Source organism: Corynebacterium nasorum, from assembly GCF_022347325.1.
Taxonomy (GTDB): domain Bacteria; phylum Actinomycetota; class Actinomycetes; order Mycobacteriales; family Mycobacteriaceae; genus Corynebacterium; species Corynebacterium kefirresidentii.
On record NZ_JAKRDU010000002.1, the window covers coordinates 38,021 to 55,875 of the forward strand.

At 58.0% G+C, this 17,855-nt stretch carries 24 protein-coding genes; 6 read left to right on the forward strand and 18 right to left on the reverse strand.

What is annotated here, in order from left to right; genetic code table 11:
- Positions 1-20: 20 nt before the first annotated feature.
- The 7 genes from rpsK to secY form a co-directional block, all read right to left on the reverse strand.
- Positions 21-425, reverse strand: coding sequence for a 30S ribosomal protein S11 (gene rpsK / locus MHK05_RS02445; RefSeq protein WP_005322764.1), 405 nt, complete (start codon positions 423-425; stop codon positions 21-23).
- A 3-nt stretch (positions 426-428) separates the two neighbouring features.
- Positions 429-797, reverse strand: a complete 369-nt coding sequence (gene rpsM, locus MHK05_RS02450; RefSeq protein ID WP_005322765.1) for a 30S ribosomal protein S13 — start codon at positions 795-797, stop codon at positions 429-431.
- A gap of 183 nt (positions 798-980) precedes the next feature.
- Positions 981-1,199 carry a translation initiation factor IF-1 gene (infA, locus tag MHK05_RS02455; RefSeq protein ID WP_004566852.1) on the reverse strand — a complete coding sequence of 73 codons (219 nt, stop codon included), beginning with the start codon at positions 1,197-1,199 and terminating at the stop codon, positions 981-983.
- Positions 1,200-1,499: 300 nt separating this feature from the next.
- Complete coding sequence (locus tag MHK05_RS02460) at positions 1,500-2,351, reverse strand: L,D-transpeptidase (protein WP_238800316.1); 852 nt, start codon at positions 2,349-2,351, stop codon at positions 1,500-1,502.
- Between the two features lie 65 nt (positions 2,352-2,416).
- Entirely contained in the window at positions 2,417-3,211 is a 795-nt protein-coding gene (gene map / locus MHK05_RS02465; RefSeq protein ID WP_023020593.1) for a type I methionyl aminopeptidase, read from the reverse strand.
- Positions 3,212-3,213: 2 nt separating this feature from the next.
- Positions 3,214-3,759 (reverse strand): adenylate kinase, encoded by a 546-nt coding sequence (locus MHK05_RS02470; RefSeq protein ID WP_023020592.1) that lies wholly within the window; start codon positions 3,757-3,759, stop codon positions 3,214-3,216.
- Entirely contained in the window at positions 3,759-5,084 is a 1,326-nt protein-coding gene (secY, locus tag MHK05_RS02475) for a preprotein translocase subunit SecY (protein WP_023020591.1), read from the reverse strand. Before secY ends, MHK05_RS02470 begins: the two co-directional genes overlap by 1 nt.
- Before the next feature lie 375 nt (positions 5,085-5,459).
- Here secY and MHK05_RS02480 point away from each other — a divergent pair, with 375 nt between their 5' ends.
- Together MHK05_RS02480 and MHK05_RS02485 are read left to right on the forward strand one after the other, a co-directional pair.
- Positions 5,460-6,767 (forward strand): class I SAM-dependent methyltransferase, encoded by a 1,308-nt coding sequence (locus MHK05_RS02480; RefSeq protein WP_239204629.1) that lies wholly within the window; start codon positions 5,460-5,462, stop codon positions 6,765-6,767.
- 11 nt (positions 6,768-6,778) lie between these two features.
- Positions 6,779-8,281: an FAD-binding oxidoreductase gene (locus MHK05_RS02485; protein WP_239204631.1), complete on the forward strand. Its 1,503-nt coding sequence runs from the start codon at positions 6,779-6,781 to the stop codon at positions 8,279-8,281.
- Between the two features lie 110 nt (positions 8,282-8,391).
- On the opposite strand, the gene MHK05_RS02490 is transcribed toward MHK05_RS02485, so the two are convergent.
- The 7 genes from MHK05_RS02490 to rpsH all read right to left on the reverse strand — a co-directional run bounded on the left by MHK05_RS02490 (position 8,392) and on the right by rpsH (position 11,763).
- Entirely contained in the window at positions 8,392-8,880 is a 489-nt protein-coding gene (locus MHK05_RS02490) for a hypothetical protein (RefSeq protein WP_023020588.1), read from the reverse strand.
- 239 nt (positions 8,881-9,119) lie between these two features.
- Positions 9,120-9,566: a 50S ribosomal protein L15 gene (gene rplO / locus MHK05_RS02495; RefSeq protein ID WP_005322777.1), complete on the reverse strand. Its 447-nt coding sequence runs from the start codon at positions 9,564-9,566 to the stop codon at positions 9,120-9,122.
- A gap of 3 nt (positions 9,567-9,569) precedes the next feature.
- Positions 9,570-9,755 (reverse strand): 50S ribosomal protein L30, encoded by a 186-nt coding sequence (rpmD, locus tag MHK05_RS02500; protein ID WP_023020587.1) that lies wholly within the window; start codon positions 9,753-9,755, stop codon positions 9,570-9,572.
- Positions 9,756-9,758: 3 nt separating this feature from the next.
- Entirely contained in the window at positions 9,759-10,382 is a 624-nt protein-coding gene (rpsE, locus tag MHK05_RS02505; RefSeq protein ID WP_023020586.1) for a 30S ribosomal protein S5, read from the reverse strand.
- A gap of 40 nt (positions 10,383-10,422) precedes the next feature.
- A complete protein-coding gene (gene rplR, locus MHK05_RS02510; RefSeq protein ID WP_005322788.1) occupies positions 10,423-10,824 on the reverse strand; it encodes a 50S ribosomal protein L18 in 402 nt (133 codons plus the stop codon).
- Positions 10,825-10,827: 3 nt separating this feature from the next.
- On the reverse strand, positions 10,828-11,364 hold the full coding sequence (rplF, locus tag MHK05_RS02515) for a 50S ribosomal protein L6 (RefSeq protein ID WP_239204633.1): 537 nt from the start codon (positions 11,362-11,364) through the stop codon (positions 10,828-10,830).
- 15 nt (positions 11,365-11,379) lie between these two features.
- Entirely contained in the window at positions 11,380-11,763 is a 384-nt protein-coding gene (rpsH, locus tag MHK05_RS02520; protein WP_005322799.1) for a 30S ribosomal protein S8, read from the reverse strand.
- A 355-nt stretch (positions 11,764-12,118) separates the two neighbouring features.
- Here rpsH and MHK05_RS02525 point away from each other — a divergent pair, with 355 nt between their 5' ends.
- Positions 12,119-12,367 carry a DUF6457 domain-containing protein gene (locus MHK05_RS02525; protein WP_049358612.1) on the forward strand — a complete coding sequence of 83 codons (249 nt, stop codon included), beginning with the start codon at positions 12,119-12,121 and terminating at the stop codon, positions 12,365-12,367.
- Positions 12,367-13,185 (forward strand): formate dehydrogenase accessory sulfurtransferase FdhD, encoded by an 819-nt coding sequence (gene fdhD / locus MHK05_RS02530; RefSeq protein ID WP_239204635.1) that lies wholly within the window; start codon positions 12,367-12,369, stop codon positions 13,183-13,185. Before MHK05_RS02525 ends, fdhD begins: the two co-directional genes overlap by 1 nt.
- Here fdhD and MHK05_RS02535 read toward each other — a convergent pair.
- A complete protein-coding gene (locus tag MHK05_RS02535; RefSeq protein ID WP_239204637.1) occupies positions 13,182-13,967 on the reverse strand; it encodes a formate/nitrite transporter family protein in 786 nt (261 codons plus the stop codon). The genes fdhD and MHK05_RS02535 overlap by 4 nt on opposite strands.
- A 414-nt stretch (positions 13,968-14,381) precedes the next feature.
- Between MHK05_RS02535 and MHK05_RS02540 the strand changes: the two genes are divergently transcribed.
- The gene (locus tag MHK05_RS02540) at positions 14,382-14,705 is read left to right on the forward strand and encodes a hypothetical protein (RefSeq protein ID WP_239204639.1); all 324 of its coding nucleotides are present in this window, start codon (positions 14,382-14,384) and stop codon (positions 14,703-14,705) included.
- Positions 14,706-15,098: 393 nt separating this feature from the next.
- Here the strand turns inward: MHK05_RS02540 and rplE are convergent, their stop codons facing one another.
- The 3 genes from rplE to rplN are packed head-to-tail and all read right to left on the reverse strand — an operon-like array spanning position 15,099 to position 16,340.
- On the reverse strand, positions 15,099-15,650 hold the full coding sequence (gene rplE, locus MHK05_RS02545) for a 50S ribosomal protein L5 (RefSeq protein ID WP_023020566.1): 552 nt from the start codon (positions 15,648-15,650) through the stop codon (positions 15,099-15,101).
- Positions 15,651-15,652: 2 nt separating this feature from the next.
- The gene (gene rplX, locus MHK05_RS02550; RefSeq protein ID WP_023027809.1) at positions 15,653-15,967 is read right to left on the reverse strand and encodes a 50S ribosomal protein L24; all 315 of its coding nucleotides are present in this window, start codon (positions 15,965-15,967) and stop codon (positions 15,653-15,655) included.
- 4 nt (positions 15,968-15,971) lie between these two features.
- Positions 15,972-16,340 (reverse strand): 50S ribosomal protein L14, encoded by a 369-nt coding sequence (rplN, locus tag MHK05_RS02555; protein WP_005322812.1) that lies wholly within the window; start codon positions 16,338-16,340, stop codon positions 15,972-15,974.
- Between the two features lie 529 nt (positions 16,341-16,869).
- Here rplN and MHK05_RS02560 point away from each other — a divergent pair.
- Positions 16,870-17,787 carry a hypothetical protein gene (locus MHK05_RS02560; protein WP_023020564.1) on the forward strand — a complete coding sequence of 306 codons (918 nt, stop codon included), beginning with the start codon at positions 16,870-16,872 and terminating at the stop codon, positions 17,785-17,787.
- Positions 17,788-17,855: the final 68 nt, after the last annotated feature.

A 17,855-nucleotide genomic window follows, 5' to 3' on the forward strand; every position in this document is an offset into this window, starting at 1 on the left:
TTCTTACCTCTTCCTTTCCCTTAAACCTTGCGGCGCTTGGTCGGACGGCAGCCGTTGTGCGGCTGTGGGGTGGCATCCGTGATCGAGGAAACCTCGAGGCCTGCGGCCTGCAGGGAACGGATGGCGGTCTCACGGCCGGAGCCCGGACCCTTGACGAATACGTCAACCTTCTTCATGCCGTGATCCATTGCCTTGCGTGCAGCGTTCTCAGCTGCCATCTGAGCGGCGAACGGAGTGGACTTACGGGAACCCTTGAAGCCAACGTGGCCGGAGGATGCCCAGGAAATAACAGCACCGGTCTGATCGGTGATCGAGACGATGGTGTTATTAAAGGTGGACTTGATATATGCGTGGCCGAGAGCCACATTCTTCTTTACGACGCGACGGCCGGAACGGCGCGCGCCGGAACGAGTCTTTGGAGGCATGAATTACTTCTTCTTTCCTGCGATCGTCTTCTTCGGACCCTTACGAGTGCGCGCATTGGTCTTGGTGCGCTGGCCACGTACAGGCAGGCCACGACGGTGGCGCAGACCCTTGTAGCTACCGATTTCAATCTTGCGGCGGATATCAGCCTGAACCTGACGGCGGAGGTCACCCTCAACCTTCCAGGTAGCCTCAATTGCGTCACGGAGCGCCGACAGCTGGTCATCATCCAGGTTGTCAGTGCGCAGGTCAGGAGAAATGCCAGTCTTTTCTAGCAGTTCCTTGGCACGGGTTGGACCGATGCCGTAGATGTAGGTGAGAGCGACCTCCATACGCTTATTGCGTGGGAGGTCAACACCAGCTAGACGTGCCATATGGCGTGTCCTTTCGGGTTGTTACGGCGGTTTTCTCCCCATCCGTCCCACTCCATGCAACGCTTCGCCCGGACCGTGCCGGGAATCCTTGGGTTACTTACCAGTGTGGGCTCAGGCCACCGTAGCCTGAGGTGGACAGGGTGAACCTACAGGTCCACCCTTGGGTGAGGAGGCTTACAGTTTTTACTTGTAGCGGTAGACGATGCGTCCACGGGTCAGGTCATAAGGAGACAGCTCTACAACCACGCGGTCCTCTGGGAGGATGCGAATGTAGTGCTGACGCATCTTGCCAGAAATATGTGCAAGAACCTTGTGTCCATTGTCGAGCTCGACACGGAACATTGCGTTGGGCAAAGGCTCGATAATGCGGCCTTCTACCTCGATTGCGCCTTCCTTAGCCATAACCTCTACTTTTCTGGCGACGGACAAGTGCGCCGTCACCTGCATGTTTGTTGTCTACTGCGGTGGCGTATCCGCGCCAGCCTCACTGACGCTATACACCGACTTAACAGCATACGCTGCAGGGACACGTTTTCCAAACTGCTGCGCTTTCCGACGTCCCATAATGGACTTCCCCGCTGCCCTACCCTTGTGCCCACGGTCAGAGTTCTTAAGACTTGCAGATCAAAGAAATCCCCCAACACCGGCCCCCTTCTCGGGGAACCAGCGCGGGGGAATCAATAAGCGCAGTGGCGGGAGGCTTTAGTAAATGAATACCTTATCGCCGACCTGCACGTTATCCCAGTAACGCTTTGCAGCGTCCGGCGGCAGGTGTACGCAACCATTGGAGTCAACGGCCGGGTCATCCAAGTGGAAAGCGTGGCCATTGTTGGTGAAGTAGATGGAGTACGGCATCGGCGCGTTATTGAACTCGCGGGAGATTTCGTGCTCTACCTTGCGGGTGACGTGGAAGGTGCCGCGTGGGGTTTCCTGACCTTGCATGCCAGCCGACATTGCCGGGGAGACATAGGAGACCTTGCCACCGTCCTGCAGCCAGGTGCGGCGACCGTTCAAGTCAACACAAACCTTGGCGTCCGCAGGGCACGGACCACGGTCAAACTCGTTGGCGCGGCGCTGCGCTTCCGCCTTACGTGCGGCAGCCTCGGAGCGAGCCTTCTCAGCGGCAACGCGCTCGGCATTAGCGCGGGCCGCAGCCTCACGAGCCTTGCGTGCTTCCTCATTCTTCTGAGCAATCAGACCCGGGAAGAGGAATTCAACGGCGCCATCCACCGCAGTCTGAACGCTAGGAGCCAGCTCAGGAGAGAACTTCTCCGCCTGGTCCAAAATCTGGTTGCGGGTGTTCCACGCCTGCTCGCGGGTCTGGCCGTAAAAATTATCCAGCTGTGCCTTTGCATCAGCGGTGAGCCTATCTAGGCCGGACTGAGAAGAGAGCTGTGCGAGGTCAGAGTTTGCCTTGGAGCGGAGCTGATCCAGGTTAGGAACCTCCTGGGCAGTAGCGGCAGGAGCCGCAACGGTGGCACTCAAGGCCATCACGCTAGCGACTGCGGGCGCTGCGACCGTGGCACGGAACTTGCGGAAGCTAAATTTAGACATAGCTGTGAGTATAACCTTTCGGGGGGTATCTGCCTAGTACAACAGGCAATATTGGGGAATATATGTCAGTAGCGACGGGTGAGAATACGGGGACCATCGGCGGTGGCGGCCACCGTATGCTCCCAGTGGGCGGCAAAGGAACCATCGAGGGTAACGACCGTCCAGTCATCCTCCAAGACGGCGGAATCCTCTGTGCCCAAAGTTAGCATGGGTTCGATGGCCAGTACGGAACCTTCCTGAATCAGCGGGCCGCGTCCGGGCCGGCCTTCGTTAGCTAGGTAGGGATCCTCATGCATGGTGCGGCCAATTCCGTGTCCGCCGTAGCCATCGACGATAAAAAGCTCCACACCGAATTTGTCCTCGGCACGGCGGGTGGCTTGCTCTAAGGCATGGGAGACATCGGTAAGCAGATTGCCCGGAACCATAGCTTGCATGCCTTCCATAAGGACCCACTCGGTGGCCTTATTGAGGGCCTCGACATCTGGATCGAGCTTGCCCACGGCGAAGGACCATGCGCTATCGCCGACCCAGCCGTCGAGCGTGGCCCCACAATCAATGGAAACTAGGTCACCTTCGGCGAGGACGGTTTCCTGGTCTGGGATTCCGTGGACGATGACATCATTAACCGAAGCGCAAATGGAGCCCGGGAAGCCCTCGTAGCCCTTAAAAGTGGGATATGCCCCGGCATCGCGAATGGTCTGCTCGGCCACTGCATCTAGCTCGAGGGTAGATACGCCAGACGCCGCAGCAGCGCGGACTTCCTGCAGTGCCTTGCCGACGATCTCGCCGGCGGCCTGCATGGCGTCTAGCTCACCCGGGGTGCGGGCGGGGATGCGCTTACTGCGGCGTCGAAAAGCCATGCTTACTTACCCAGTGCTTCCATCGCACGGGCGTTGATTTCCTCCACGGTACCTTCGGCCTTGATGGGGATAATGGCATCGCCGTAGTGCTCAATAAGCGGGAAGGTTTCCTCACGGTACACGCCGAGACGGGTACGGATGGTTTCCTCGTTATCGTCGGCACGGCCGCGGGCCATCATGCGCTCGACAACTACGTCCTCAGATACTTCGAAGTTGAGCACGCCGTCGAGCTTTTCGCCCTTCTTGGACAGCAGCTCTTCCAGGATGTCTGCTTGCTCGGTAGTACGAGGGAAACCGTCCAGCAGGAAGCCATTCTTGGCATCGTCCTGGTTGAGGCGATCCTCGACCATACGAGCGGTGACGTCGGTAGGTACCAGCTTGCCTGCATCGATATAAGACTTTGCTTCCACACCCAGCGGAGTGCCCTCGCCAATATTGGCGCGGAAGAGGTCGCCGGTAGAGATATGCGGAACGTTCAGCTTCTCGCTGAGGATAGCTGCCTGGGTGCCCTTGCCGGCACCGGGAGGTCCTAGAAGTACAAGACGCATTACTTAAGTAGTCCTTCGTAGTTGGATTGCAGTAGCTGGGACTCGATCTGCTTGACCGTAGTCAAAGCGACAGAGACCATAATCAGGATGGCCGTACCGCCAAAGGCGGAGGTACCGCTGGCAGAAGCGCGGCCCACGCCGAGGTCCAAGAGGATATTCGGCAAAATGGCGATAACTGCCAGATACAGGGCGCCTACGCACAGCAGACGGTTCATCACATAACCAAGGTACTCCGCGGTCGGGCGGCCCGGGCGAATACCCGGGATGAAGCCGCCGTACTTCTTCATATTATCCGCCTGCTCTGCCGGATCGTACTGAACCGAAACGTAGAAATAAGCGAAGAAGATGGTCAGGACGAAGTACAGCACGATGTACTGCCAGGACGATGGCGCCTGCAGGTGTGCGATGACATTGCGTTGCCACCAGTTATCGGGGGTACCGGCGGAGCCAGAGTTCACAATTTGGGTAATGAGAACCGGCATGTAGATAAGGGAGGAGGCAAAGATGACCGGAATAACGCCGGCCTGGTTGACCTTCAGCGGCAGGTAGGTAGAGGAACCACCGTACTGGCGGCGACCGACCATACGCTTTGCGTACTGAACCGGAATGCGGCGCTGGCCCTGTTCGATGAAGGTAATGCCAACAACCAGGATGACCAAGCCGGCTACCACCATGGCGAAGACGAGTCCACCATTGTTCTGCAGGATGCTTACACCATCGGTTGGAAGGCGGGTTGCGATACCAGCGAAGATGAGCAGGGACATACCGTTACCGATGCCCTTTTCGGTGATAAGCTCGCCCATCCACATCACCAGCACGGCGCCCGACGTCATGGTGATTACCAAGACGATGAGGGTAAAGAAGTTACGGTCTTCTGCCAAGACCTGTACGCCCTGGCCCAGCAGCTGCTCGCGGTCTGCCAGTGCGACGATGCCGGAGGATTGTAGCAACGCCAACGCCAAGGTCAGGTAGCGAGTGTATTGGGTCATCTTGGCCTGACCGGACTGGCCTTCCTTCTTCAATTCCTCGAAGCGGGGAATGACCACGGTCAACAGCTGCACAATAATCGAGGCCGTAATGTACGGCATGATGCCGATGGCGAAGATCGACAGCTGCAGCAACGCGCCACCCGAGAAGAGGTTAATGACGGAGTAAAGGTCTCCGGACTGCTCGGTCAGCTGGCGCAAGCGGCCAGCAATTGACGCATAGTCAACACCCGGGGACGGGATCTGTGCGCCGACGCGGTACGCAATGACCATCACGATGGTGAAGATGATCTTCTTACGTAGGTCGGCATCCTTAAAAGCCTGGATAATGGCGGACACTACAAAATCCTCCTGGCCTACCGCTGCCGAACGCGAAATCTAGGGAGGGTTTCGCGCTCATACACGGAGGTGGAAACTCATCTGCCCCTAGGAAACCGCACCCCTTAAGCTGGACAGCTAAGGGGAATTTTAGGCTTCTTTCAGGGACGGTTGAACACTTATGACCCCACAACCCTACCAGCCTTGTCCCCCATAGCCACATTAATACCCAATAGTGTGACCATAATTGCTTGTTCTTTCGCACGTTTTGCCTACGGGGTCTACCATGAGGAGGTATTGCACACACGCAATTCTCCGAAAATATCTCCGACCTCACAGCCTTTCGCGCTTCGAGGCCGTTATTGGTGTGAACCAAATGTTTCGAAAGAAGTACTTATGCGCAAGAAATTCACCCCGATGACCGTTGCTGAGATCATCGACGTATTTGTCCCTAGCCCCAATCCCTTCCGCTGGGAAGCCTTCGACGGATCCGCGACCGGACCGGAGGATGCCCAGTACAAGGTGACTATTAACAGCCTTGAAGGCTTGTCTTTTATAGCCACCCATCCCGGCGATGTGGGATTCGCCCGCGCCTATGTCACCGACGGCATCACGGTACACGGCGATCACCCAGCCCACCCCTATGGCATCTTCGACGCCCTACATGCCATGTACGACAAGTTTGAAAAGCCGGATGCGAAGACACTGGCGCGCGTGGTGCGCTCGCTGGCGTCCATGGGCGCCTTCCAGATCCAGCCTGTTCCCGAGGTAGAGCGTGCCTCTTGGCTGCGCCGCAAGCTACACGACGGCCTATCCAAGCACTCGAAGCAGCGCGATGCTGATGTCATTTCTGATCACTACGACGTGGGCAATGACTTTTATGAGCTCTTCTTGGGCGATTCGATGACCTATACCTGCGCCTACTACCCTTCCCCAGACGCCACTTTGGAGGAAGCGCAGGAGAATAAGTACCGCCTCATCTTTGACAAGCTGCGCCTCCAGGAGGGCGACCGCCACTTGGACGTGGGCTGTGGCTGGGGCGGCATGGTGCGCTACGCGGCGCGCCGCGGCGTGAAGTCCATTGGCGTCACCCTATCCAAGGAACAGGCCGAGTGGGGCCAGCGCAAGATTGAGGAGGAAGGCCTCCAAGACTTGGCGGAAGTACGCTTCATGGATTACCGCGATATCACCGAAGAGGGCTTCGATGCTATCTCCGCCATCGGCATTATCGAGCACATCGGTGTAAAGAATTACGATGACTTCTTCAAGTTCCTCCATGGCAAGTTGAAGGTGGGCGGCCTGATGCTCAACCACAACATCACCTACCCGGATAACCACAAGACGCCCAAGGGCGGCTTCATTGACCGCTATATCTTCCCGGACGGCGAGCTCACCGGCTCCGGCAATGTCACCAAGGCGATGCAAGACAATGGCTTCGAAGTCATCCACACCGAGTCCCTCCGGTTTGATTACATGCGCACGCTGCATGACTGGTGCGAGAACCTGAAGGACAATTGGGACGAGGCCTGCGCAACCGTGGGCCTACCCACCGCTCGCCTCTACGGCATTTATATGGCCGGATCCGAATGGGGCTTTGAGCGCAATATCATCAACCTTTATCACTTCCTCGGCGTCAAGCTGGGCGAGGCCGGCTCCCGCGCCGGTGTGCCTGAGCGCCGCTGGTGGGAAGATAGCCGCTTTTAAGGAGGGGTGCCATGACTCTCATTGATAATCTGCGCGAACGCCTCGCCGCTGCCCAACCGCGACCGGTGGATGCCATGCCCATTGAGCCGGTGGGATGGACGGCGCACCAAGAGGGCGTCGACAAGCTGCTGGCGAGTTTCCGTGCTGTCCCGGCCGGAAAGCGCGTGCGCCTAGCCAAGAAGACCTCCAATCTCTTCCGTAGCCGCAGCGAGGCGCAGGAAGGCCTCGACGTATCCGGCCTTAGCGGCGTCATTGAGGTCGATCCAGTTGCCCGCACGGCCGATGTGCAGGGCATGTGCACCTATGAGGACCTCGTGGACGCCACCCTGGCCCATGGCCTCATGCCCTTCGTCGTACCGCAGCTTAAGACCATTACTTTGGGCGGTGCGGTTACTGGCATGGGCGTGGAATCCACGAGCTTTCGCAATGGCTTGCCGCACGAGTCCGTCCTCGAGATGGACGTGCTTACCGGCACGGGTGAGATCCTTACCTGCTCCCGCGAGCAGAATGTGGATCTCTTCCGTCTCTTCCCCAACTCCTATGGCTCGCTGGGCTATGCGGTGCGCCTGAAGATCGAGTTAGAGCCCGTGCCCGCCTATGTGGAATTGCGCGAGGAGCGTTTCCACACCGTGGAGGAGGCGAGCCGCGTGCTTGCCGACGTCGCCTCTTCCCACACGCACCGCGGCGAGCCCGTCCATGGCCTCGACGGCGTGGTCTTCTCCGAGGACGAGGCCTACCTCGTCTTCGCCCGCTTTACCGACGAGGAGGGCCCAACCTCCGATTACACGCGGGACAAGATTTACTACCGCAGCCTCCAGCACGCCTCTGACATCCGGCGCGACCGCCTGACCATCCGCGACTATATCTGGCGCTGGGATACCGACTGGTTCTGGTGCTCGCGCGCCTTTGGCGCGCAGAACCCGAAGGTGCGCAAGGTGTGGCCGCGCGAATTGCGCCGCAGTTCTTTTTATTGGAAATTGGTCCGGCTCGACCGCAAATACGAGCTGGAATATAACTTCATTAAAAAGCCCCACGGCAAGCCACGTGCTGAACGCGTGGTCCAAGATATCGAGGTCACTCCAGAAAACCTGCCGGAATTCCTCCATTGGTTCTTTAATGCTTCCGATATCCAGCCGGTGTGGCTCTGTCCAATCCGACTTCGCGATGGCGTGGAAGAGCTAGTAGGCACCGGCGACCTCGCCTCTAACTCGAGCGACCCCTGGCCGCTCTACCCGCTTCACCCCGGGCAGACCTGGGTCAATGTTGGCTTTTGGTCCGGCGTAGAAGGCGACCACGTCGACCCTTCCGCCCCGAATAATGGCGCTTTCAACCGCGTCATTGAATCCAAGGTCAACGAGCTTGGCGGACACAAGTCCCTCTACTCCGAAGCCTTCTATTCCCGGGAAAAATTCGAAGAACTCTACGGTGGCAACCTTCCCGCCACCATCAAAGCGGTTACCGATCCGGATGACCGCTTCCCTGGCCTGTACGAAAAAACCGTAGACGAGGCCTAGGCCTTCCCTCCCCCCGCGCCTACCCTAGTTGGAAGAGCATAAAGGGTGGAACGCCCTCCCCGAGCGTTCCACCCTCTTTTTTCGTCCCGAAGTCTTGGGACACTCGCGCTTTAGTAGGCCGCGGTGATGTTGTCGTAGCCGTTGATCTTCAGGGCGTCCATGACGCGCTGCACAGCTGCCTCATCCTTCTCCGGGTTATAGGTCTCCGGGAAGGTCAGGTGAGCAGAGTGGTCATCCTTAAACTCGATGTTCATGAACTCGTGGCCGGCCTCCTGGGTAGCTAGGGCCAGCTCACGCTGCACGGCCAGCTTACCGCTCTGCAGGTTGCCACCGTTGAACCCTGGATCGACCTCTTCGGCACCCTCTGCGTCACCGTTGATGACGTCTTCCTTGTCACCGGTGATACGGCCCTTCTCAGCGTGAGCGCCGGGCTGCTGGTCCTGAGCGTTCTGCTCGCCAACTTCGGCAGGCGCGGTCTGAGTGGTCTCAGCAGGATCCGGCTGGGAGAGCTGTTCCTGGGCGTCGACTGGGCCGGTAGAGCCGGCAAATGGCATGATGGCAGCGACTGCGGTTGCGAGCAGCGAAGAAATAGACGACATAAGAGTCTCCTTAACGGTAGATGATTTTCAACTAAGATTGACTTTAACACTCATGAATATATATCGCCATACCGGCAACCTTATTTATTAATAAAGGTTTCCTGTCAGCTATTTCCAGCACCAATTGTGTCCATAACCAAGGTACTGCGCTCTATACCGGCACCAGGGCGCTTACCAAACGAAATCATCCCCCTGCTCCGCTGGTGCGGAGAGGGGGACGAAAATCTACTTGAAAGAGATTACTTGGTGTTGGCAGATCCGCCAGCAGCCTCGATCTTCTCAACAGCAGACTTGGAGAACTTGTCAGCGGTGACGTTCAACTTAACGTTGATGTCGCCGTTGCCCAGAACCTTGACCGGCTTATTAGCGCGGACCAGGCCAGCAGCTGCGATATCAGCAACGGTGATGTCGCCGCCATCTGCGAACTTCTCAGCCAAGTCAGCAACGTTAACTACCTGGTACTCAACATGGTTCGGGTTCTTGAAGCCCTTCAACTTAGGCAGACGCATGTGGATCGGCATCTGGCCACCCTCGAAAGCAGCGGAAACCTGCTTACGAGCACCGGTACCCTTGGTACCGCGACCAGCGGTCTTACCCTTGGATGCCTCACCGCGGCCGACGCGGGTCTTAGGCTTGTTTGCTCCTGCGGTTGGGCGCAGGTCGTGCAGCTTGATGATATCAGCCATGGTTTACTCCCCTGCCACTTCTTCGACGGTGACCAGGTGGCGAACCTTGTGAACCATACCGCGAACGATCGGGGTGTCCTGCTTAACTACGGACTGACCGATGCGCTTGAGGCCAAGAGCCTCAATGTTCTTGCGGTGGTTCGGCTTGGTGCCCACCAGGCCCTTTACCTGTGTAATCTTCAGAGCCATTGCTTATGCCTCCTGACCTGCGCGCTTGCGCAGCATACGGGCCGGGGTGACCTCTTCGATGGACTTGCCACGACGTGCGGCAACCTCTTCAGGGCGGACCAGCTGCTTGAGGCCGTCCACGGTAGCGCGGACGACGTTGAGTGCATTGTCGGAGCCCAGGGACTTCGACAGGATGTCCTGCACGCCAGCGCATTCAAGCACTGGACGAGCAGCACCACCGGCGATGACACCGGTACCAGGTGCGGCAGGCTTCATCATAACGATGCCAGCTGCGTCGCGACCCTCAACCGGGTGGGTGATGGTGCCGGCAATCATCGGAACGCGGAAGAAGTTCTTGCGAGCCTCTTCAGCACCCTTCTGGATTGCGGCCGGGACTTCCTTGGCCTTGCCGTAGCCAACGCCAACCTGACCCTGGCCGTCACCAACGACGACGAGAGCGGTGAAGGACATGTTGCGGCCACCCTTAACGGTCTTGGAGACGCGGTTGATGGTCACAACGCGCTCGATGTACTTATCGCGCTCGTTGTCCTGGTGGTTACGACGATCGTTGCGGCGGCCGTTGCCACCGCGGTTGTTCTTGTTGTTCTCGGCGGAGCGTCCGCCGTCACGCTGTTCACGGTCCGACATTAGGCGTTCCTTCCGTTGATGTTTCCGTTGACGATGATCATTAGAACTTCAGACCACCTTCACGTGCGGCGTCAGCCAGCGCAGCGACGCGGCCGTGGTACTTGTAGCCTGCGCGGTCAAATACGACGTGCTCGATGCCAGCGGCCTTTGCGCGCTCGGCAACCAGCTCGCCTACCTTGGCAGCCTTGGCCTTCTTATCGCCCTCGAGTGCACGAACGTCCGCCTCCATGGAGGATGCGGAGACCAGGGTGTGGCCTGCCAGGTCATCAATGACCTGGACGTGCATGTGACGGGAGGAGCGGTGAAGAACCAGACGCGGTGCCTCAGGGGTGCCGCGCAGGGTCTTACGGATACGGAAGTGACGGCGTGCGCGTGCTTCGCGACGACGGGAGGAGATGTCCTTGCCGACTGGAGTGCGCTTGGTGTTTTCAGTGTTTGCCATTGCTTACTTACCCGTCTTTCCGACCTTGCGACGGATCTGCTCGCCTTCGTAGCGAATACCCTTGCCCTTATAAGGATCGTCCTTACGCAGACGACGGATATTAGCGGCGATCTGTCCGACTAGTTGCTTGTCAATACCGGTAATGGACAGCTTGGTTGCGCCGTCCACTGCGAAGGTAATTCCCTCCGGAGCCTCGATGAGGATCGGGTGGGAGTAGCCCAGGCTGAATTCCAGGTCCTTGCCCTTCTGCTGGACACGGTAGCCGACACCGAAGATTTCCATCTTGATGGTGTAGCCCTCGGTCACGCCGATAACAGCGTTGTTCAGCAGGGAGCGGGACAGACCGTGCAGAGCACGGTTCTTGCGGTGGTCATCAGGGCGGGAGACGGACAGTACGCCGTCTTCCAGGTTGATGGCGATAGGCTCTGGAACGTTAACGCTCTGGGCGCCCTTTGGGCCCTTAACCTCAACGTCTTGGCCGTTGATCTTGATTTCGACGCCGTTTGGTACGGCGATTGGTGCTAGACCGACTCGAGACATGTGTCAAACCTCCCTTTACCAGACGTAGGCGAGAACTTCTCCGCCTACGCCCTTCTCCTCAGCCTGACGGTCAGTCAGCACGCCGTGGGACGTGGAAATAATAGCCACGCCCAGGCCGCCCAAGACCTGTGGCAGTTCGGTGGACTTTGCGTACACACGCAGACCCGGCTTAGACACGCGACGCAGGCCAGACAGGGAGCGCTCGCGGTTGTTGTACTTCAGCTCGAGGGACAGGGTGTGGCCCTCGACGGTGTAGTCAGCGATGTAGCCTTCCTGCTTCAAGATGTCAGCAATATTTGCCTTCAGCTTGGAGGTAGGCATCGACACGGTGTCATGGTGCGCATTACTTGCGTTGCGCACACGCGACAGCATGTCGGCAATAGGATCAGTCATAGTCATATGAGTGACCGTGTACCTTTCTCGTTGCGGTTCCCGTGCTCACCAAAGCGTTCTCCGTGTGATTTCGGGCTACTCACGCTCCCCACGGTCAGTACCGTGAGGCGCTCGCCACCCTTTGATTCAGACAACGGTCCGCTATCTACGGCGAGGGGCCTACAACAAAGTTGATGTTCAGTTCTTGCAACGGCTCGGCGCTTTCTGCAGCTCAGCGTGCCAAAATTCGCAATGATCGAGGCACGCCGAAACCTCGGCGCAAGCACGAGGTACTATGCTACGCCATAACCTGGGGTTTTCCAAATAGTCCCGCCCAGTCATTAGAGTCAAGACCAGCACGAACATAAATAAGGAGATGGCTATGACCCAAACGCACGAGGACCCCCTCCAATCCGCCCACGAGTGGCTGGAAGAAGCCGCCCGTCACCTTGGCCTCGATCCACAAGAGGCAACCGCGCTCACCCGGGAAATCCTGGACTTAACCAAAGACGTTGCACATAATCGCTCCCGCCCGGCGGCCCCGCTTACGGCCTTCCTCGTCGGCCTCGCTTCTAGCGATGTAGACGAAGCACGTAGCAATATTGACACCCTAAAGCAGGTGCTGCAGTAGTGGCCGGCCGCAAGAATTCCACCTTCGCCGTCACCAAGGTCCGTTTGGGAGAAAGCCTGCAGGTCGATACCCGCGCCGATACTGTCGCCGGCGAGGAGCCCCTGGAAATCCGCGTGGGCGGTCAGACCATTACTACCACCATGCGCACTCCCGGCCATGACATCGAGCTGGCGCACGGTTTCTTGCATTCGGAAGGCCATATTGCCTCGCTTGGCGACGTCACGGAGGCCCGCTACTGCGCCGGCTCCACCGTCGACGGAATGAATACTTATAATTTGCTCGACGTCGATCTAGCGAAAAAGAATGTGCTGGACCTAAGTGATCTGCGCCTGACCACCACAACCTCCGCCTGCGGCGTCTGCGGCACCTCCTCTATCGAGGCATTAACCAAGCAGACGCGTTACCCGATTCCCCACGTGCCGGTGGATCCCTATGTCGTATCCAAGCTGCCCGAAGCACTTCGCGCCGAACAGAAGCAATTTAAAAAGACCGGCGGCATTCACGCCGCCGGTGCCTTCACCTTGGCCGGTGAACCGGTTGTCATCCGCGAAGATATCGGCCGGCACAATGCCGCCGATAAGGTCATCGGTCACCTTCTGCTAGAAGATCGACTGCCTGCTGACGATCTCATTTTGGTAATGAGCTCGCGCGCCAGCTTTGAGCTCGTCCAAAAAGCGGCGATGGCCGGCTTCGGAATGCTGGTTGCCGTCAGCGCCGCCTCCTCCCTAGCGGTGGAAACGGCCCGCGAGACCGGCATGGCGCTCGTGGGATTTGCTCGCGGCGACCGCTTTAATGTGTATTCCGGCGAGCTCGCCTAGTCGCGGTAGGCCTCTGGGCCGCGGTTGAGCCACGAGTACACTCCGCCAACCAATAGGCCGCCGCCAATGAAGTTGCCGATCCACACCAGGAACCAATTGAGCGCCACGTTGCCAACAGTCAGGGTTGCCGGCACTGGGTCGGAAGCGAAGAGCGTGATGCTAAACAGGCAGAAGTTCGCAATAACGTGTTCCAGCCCCAACGCCACGAAGGCGCCGATAATCGGGATAATCACGAAGAACTTCGAAGCCGCGTCCTTGGCAAAACTGGCTCCCACGATACCCATATTGACCACGAAGTTCGCGGCAATTGCCTCTACCACCATGCCTTGCGGGGACTTGGTGAGCTTGCCTTCAGAAACCGTCACCAAAAGGTGCGAGGGATCTAGGTCAGCGAACTTGGCAGACATCGCCATAATGGCGGCAAAAATGATCGCGCCCACCAGGTTGAAAATGGTGGTGATAAGCAGCAGGTACAGGGCCTTGCCCCACGTCACGTGCTTATTGCTGGCGGCATAGACCATGTACATCATGTTGCCGGTAGCCAGATCGGCTCCCAGGAGCAGAATGGCGAAGAGGCCTACGCCGAAAAATAGGGCGAAAGCCACGGAGCCCATTCCCGGCGCAACGCCGTTGACGGCCTGGCCTACCACACCGGCAAAGGCGGTACCGATGCACAGGTACACACCCGCCAAGGTAGCGCGAACCGCAAAGCGAGCGAAGGATTCATCTAATAAGGTGACCTTCTTGACGGCCGCCGCCTTGGCGGCATCATTGAGAGACATTTCTACCTCATTAATTAAAGAGAATTAAATCCTTCTAATCTTATCCTGACCACCTGATTCCGCGTCAATTCCGGGTAAGCATGCCCCTGCGTTGTAAGCTAGAGCTTTCCTATTACCCGTAATTTCTCTTCGGAGGTCGCATGGATTCCCAACCCCGGCCGCGGAGGGGAACCGAATCGGCTGCCCACTAACGGACGCCGGAGCGTTCCATCGCGATCCGACCGCACAAATGCTGATCGCCAGTGGCGCCAGACCGAAACGCGCACCCGCCAACAACAGCGCCGCCGCCCACCACGCCTCATTGAGGACACCTCACTTCCCCGCCACCGTCGCAAACCCACCCTGTGGGAGCGAATCAAAAAGGTATGGAAATCCTCCGGCATCCTTCGCGTGGTTATCGGCATCGTTGCTACCATGTTACTCGCCAGCACAATCAACCGCGTGGTCAACCCACCAGAGGGTCTAGAGACCAATGAGGTCACCGCAGAAGAGGCACCTGCCATCGACACTTCACCTGCGGTCGAGCTCTTCATCCCCGCTATTGAGGCCCATGCCGATTTTCAGGACGGCTCCTGCCCCGTAGCCAACGGTGCCATCAATCCGGATTCCATGAATAAGGCCTGCACCTACACTGCCGAAGACCGCCATTATTCACTGCCGGCCACGACGGCTCAAGACATCGTGGTCATCGCCAGCCATACCGGTGTGGGCGTACCGGGCGTGTTTAATAATCTCTAGATGGCTCCACGAACGAGCAAAAGGTCCATCTGGGAGACAAGCTCTACGTGCGCACGCAGAATTCCGGCCAGAACTGGCTCATCTATACCGGTACCGACTTACACGACCCAGATAAACAGGGGCTTTCTGACGACGCCTCTATTTGGGGCGAGGGCCCATGCCCGGCCGTTTTCTCACCATCAGTTGCATTCAACTTGCCAACCCTTTGGAGCCGGGAGTGCGCAACGCGGTCGTCGGCTGGCAGTATGAGGGCACTACGCACACCGAGACCGAAAGCGCCTAAGCCGCACTGGCAGGAGCCAGCGCCTTCGCCCCGTGGAATTCGAAGCGCTCGGTAAAACTAGAAAATCCCAACGCCCCTTTCCGGGGAGTTGGGATGTCTTAGCGCTCTATTTACTTGAACGGGAAGCCGAGCTCGCGCAGGAGCTTGCGGCCCTCGTCGTCGTTAGTAGCGGTGGTAACGACGGTGATGTCCATACCACGAGGGCGGTCGATCTTGTCGATGTCGATCTCGTAGAACATGGACTGCTCGGACAGGCCGAAGGTGTAGTTGCCGTGGCCGTCGAACTGTTGATCAGACAGACCGCGGAAGTCACGAATACGTGGCAGCGCGATGGTCAGCAGGCGGTCTAGGAACTCCCACATACGGTCGCCGCGCAGGGTAACGCGTGCGCCAATGGGCATGCCCTCACGAAGCTTGAAGTTCGCGATGGACTTCTTAGCGCGACGCAGCTGCGGCTTCTGACCGGTAATAGCGGTCAGATCCTCGAGTGCGCCGTTGATGACCTTGGAGTCACGTGCGGCTTCGCCAACACCCATGTTGACGACAACCTTGGTGACACCAGGGATCTGCATGACGTTGTCGTACTTGAACTCGTCATTCAGGGTCTTGCGGATTTCCTCGCGGTAGCGAGTCTTCAGACGCGGGGTGTAGTTCTCGCTCATTTTTAGATGTCCTTCCCGTTGCTACGCGCGATACGGACCTTCTTGCCGTTCTCGTCGAAACGGTAGCCCACGCGGGTCGGGTTGCCTTCGGAGTCAACGATCGCAACGTTGGACACGTGGATCGGTGCTTCCTGGGTAACGATTCCGCCGGACTCGGCGCCACGCTCGGCAGCAGAGTTTGCGACGTGCTTCTTGATGCGGTTAACGCCCTCTACGAGGACCTTGTCACGCTTTGGGTATGCCTCGATGACCTTGCCCTTCGCGCCCTTATCTGGGCCCGAAATGACGATCACCATATCTCCCTTATGGATCTTCATAAGACTAGATCACCTCCGGTGCGAGAGAAACGATCTTCATGAAACGCTTGTCACGAAGTTCGCGAGCAACCGGTCCGAAGATACGGGTACCACGAGGCTCGCTATCGCCCTTGAGAACAACTGCAGCGTTCTCGTCAAAGCGAATGTAGGAGCCGTCTGGACGACGGGTTTCCTTCTTCGCACGGACGATAACTGCCTTAACTACGTCGCCTTCCTTGACGTTGCCACCTGGGACAGCGTCCTTGACAGTCGCGACGATGACGTCGCCGATGCCAGCGGAGCGTCGGACAGAGCCGCCGAGAACGCGGATGCACAGCAGTTCACGTGCACCAGAGTTGTCGGCGACGCGCAGACGCGATTCTTGCTGAATCACTATGGGTCTCCTGACCTGGATTGATGTGCGGTAAGATTTCCGTCCTTGCCGCACGCGGTCTACAAACTTGCGATGCTCAAGCCTTGACAACGGACTGTGCCGAAGGGTCTCGGACCGGCGGTTCGGAAACGCACCACTACGGGCCGACCAGCTTTTGCAACCTATACATTCAACCACACGCCAGCGCCCATACCAAAACGCCGCTTAGTGATTACCGACGCCCCCTACCTCCACATATATTTCCGTCAGTACACCCACTTACCCCTCGGCCTCTTATTTCGAATACTACGACACGCATAGGCTCCAAAATCATCGCCACAATCTGCACATATGAACCACACTTTAACAACGCTCAGTGCAAAGTCCATCGCGCAGCCATTCTAATGGTTTGATCTTTCACTGCTGTAACGCATGAGAATTTCAGTTAACTTCTGATTTTCATGCAACAACTGCAAATTCTGTGACTACTGGTATTTGCCCGCGAAAGACGTTTCTTTGCTCTTTCCCATATTTCCCGAAGGAGAAACACATGAAGCGTTTGCCACAGACCCTGACTGCTGCTGTACTGACCGGCGCACTCGCCTTTGGCGGCGCAGCTATTGCCCAGGCTCAGATGCCACTACCGGCTTCCATCGAGACCAATGGCATTACCTACGACAAGCAGCCCGACGGCAGCTACGCACCACGCAACCGCTTTGAGAACCCAGCCGGCGAGGACACCGTACCTACCCTCACTGAGGATCAAGCTCGCGCCATCTGGGAGCGTCAGCAGTCAAAGGATGGTGAAAGCGCTGATCCTGAGACCCCTGGAAACGAGACTGACACTGAAGGCGCAGCCGACGCCGAGGGTACTGACTCCGAGAGCTCCAACAAAGAAGGTATCCCTGCTCCAGCTACGAAGAAGGACGCCGAGGGCAACGAGTGGTACCAGAGCCTGAAGGATCCGAAGGTTTACGTCAACGACCCAGCTCTGGTGAATGAAGAGATCACCGACGAGATGCGCAATTCTTACGCTGAGGCGTTCCTGTCTGAGGATTCGAAGCCTGAATTCGACAAGAATAAGCTGGCTTGGTTGGCACTGCCAGCTGCACTGATCATCGGTGGCATCACCTGGTACCTTTCCCAGGACGGCAAGACCTACGTCAAGGACGAGGCACGCAAGAACCAGGAACCGACCGCTGAGGAAAAGGCTGCTTCCGAGCAGATGCTGAACGCTAACAAGGACGAAGTTATCGCCCAGGTCGGTCAGCTCGCTAAGGGCGACGCTGCCCTGGCTGAGGTTCCTTCCGCACTATCTGCCCCGGCAACTGGCGAATCTGCAGACTCCGCACGTGACATGTCCGCTGAGACCGGCTCCAACTCCGTTGCACAGGCTCTGGCTGCTCTGGCCGTAGCTGCAATGGTTGCTGCTGGCGCTTTCACCGCACGCCGCAAGTTCTTCGCTTAAGCAAGAGCCTCCCTACTAGATAGGAAACTGAATTGAGACTTGCTGCGTCGGTCGGGCTTCGGTCCGGC

Excerpts from the sequence above, each read along its gene's own strand:
- MHK05_RS02560 (WP_023020564.1), top strand. The coding sequence starts at position 16,870 with ATGAAGCGTTTGCCACAGACCCTGACTGCTGCTGTACTGACCGGCGCA.
- MHK05_RS02535 (WP_239204637.1), bottom strand. The coding sequence starts at position 13,967 with ATGTCTCTCAATGATGCCGCCAAGGCGGCGGCCGTCAAGAAGGTCACC.
- MHK05_RS02470 (WP_023020592.1), bottom strand. The coding sequence starts at position 3,759 with ATGCGTCTTGTACTTCTAGGACCTCCCGGTGCCGGCAAGGGCACCCAG.
- rplE (WP_023020566.1), bottom strand. The coding sequence starts at position 15,650 with ATGAGCGAGAACTACACCCCGCGTCTGAAGACTCGCTACCGCGAGGAA.
- MHK05_RS02460 (WP_238800316.1), bottom strand. The coding sequence starts at position 2,351 with ATGTCTAAATTTAGCTTCCGCAAGTTCCGTGCCACGGTCGCAGCGCCC.
- rplO (WP_005322777.1), bottom strand. The coding sequence starts at position 9,566 with ATGGCTGATATCATCAAGCTGCACGACCTGCGCCCAACCGCAGGAGCA.
- map (WP_023020593.1), bottom strand. The coding sequence starts at position 3,211 with ATGGCTTTTCGACGCCGCAGTAAGCGCATCCCCGCCCGCACCCCGGGT.
- MHK05_RS02525 (WP_049358612.1), top strand. The coding sequence starts at position 12,119 with ATGACCCAAACGCACGAGGACCCCCTCCAATCCGCCCACGAGTGGCTG.
- MHK05_RS02480 (WP_239204629.1), top strand. The coding sequence starts at position 5,460 with ATGCGCAAGAAATTCACCCCGATGACCGTTGCTGAGATCATCGACGTA.
- rplX (WP_023027809.1), bottom strand. The coding sequence starts at position 15,967 with ATGAAGATCCATAAGGGAGATATGGTGATCGTCATTTCGGGCCCAGAT.
- MHK05_RS02540 (WP_239204639.1), top strand. The coding sequence starts at position 14,382 with ATGTTACTCGCCAGCACAATCAACCGCGTGGTCAACCCACCAGAGGGT.
- MHK05_RS02485 (WP_239204631.1), top strand. The coding sequence starts at position 6,779 with ATGACTCTCATTGATAATCTGCGCGAACGCCTCGCCGCTGCCCAACCG.
- infA (WP_004566852.1), bottom strand. The coding sequence starts at position 1,199 with ATGGCTAAGGAAGGCGCAATCGAGGTAGAAGGCCGCATTATCGAGCCT.
- MHK05_RS02490 (WP_023020588.1), bottom strand. The coding sequence starts at position 8,880 with ATGTCGTCTATTTCTTCGCTGCTCGCAACCGCAGTCGCTGCCATCATG.
- rpsK (WP_005322764.1), bottom strand. The coding sequence starts at position 425 with ATGCCTCCAAAGACTCGTTCCGGCGCGCGCCGTTCCGGCCGTCGCGTC.
- rplR (WP_005322788.1), bottom strand. The coding sequence starts at position 10,824 with ATGGCAAACACTGAAAACACCAAGCGCACTCCAGTCGGCAAGGACATC.
- rpsM (WP_005322765.1), bottom strand. The coding sequence starts at position 797 with ATGGCACGTCTAGCTGGTGTTGACCTCCCACGCAATAAGCGTATGGAG.
- rpmD (WP_023020587.1), bottom strand. The coding sequence starts at position 9,755 with ATGGCTCTGAAGATTACACAGGTAAAGGGCCTGGTGGGCACCAAGCCG.
- rpsE (WP_023020586.1), bottom strand. The coding sequence starts at position 10,382 with ATGTCGGACCGTGAACAGCGTGACGGCGGACGCTCCGCCGAGAACAAC.
- rpsH (WP_005322799.1), bottom strand. The coding sequence starts at position 11,763 with ATGACTATGACTGATCCTATTGCCGACATGCTGTCGCGTGTGCGCAAC.
- rplF (WP_239204633.1), bottom strand. The coding sequence starts at position 11,364 with ATGTCTCGAGTCGGTCTAGCACCAATCGCCGTACCAAACGGCGTCGAA.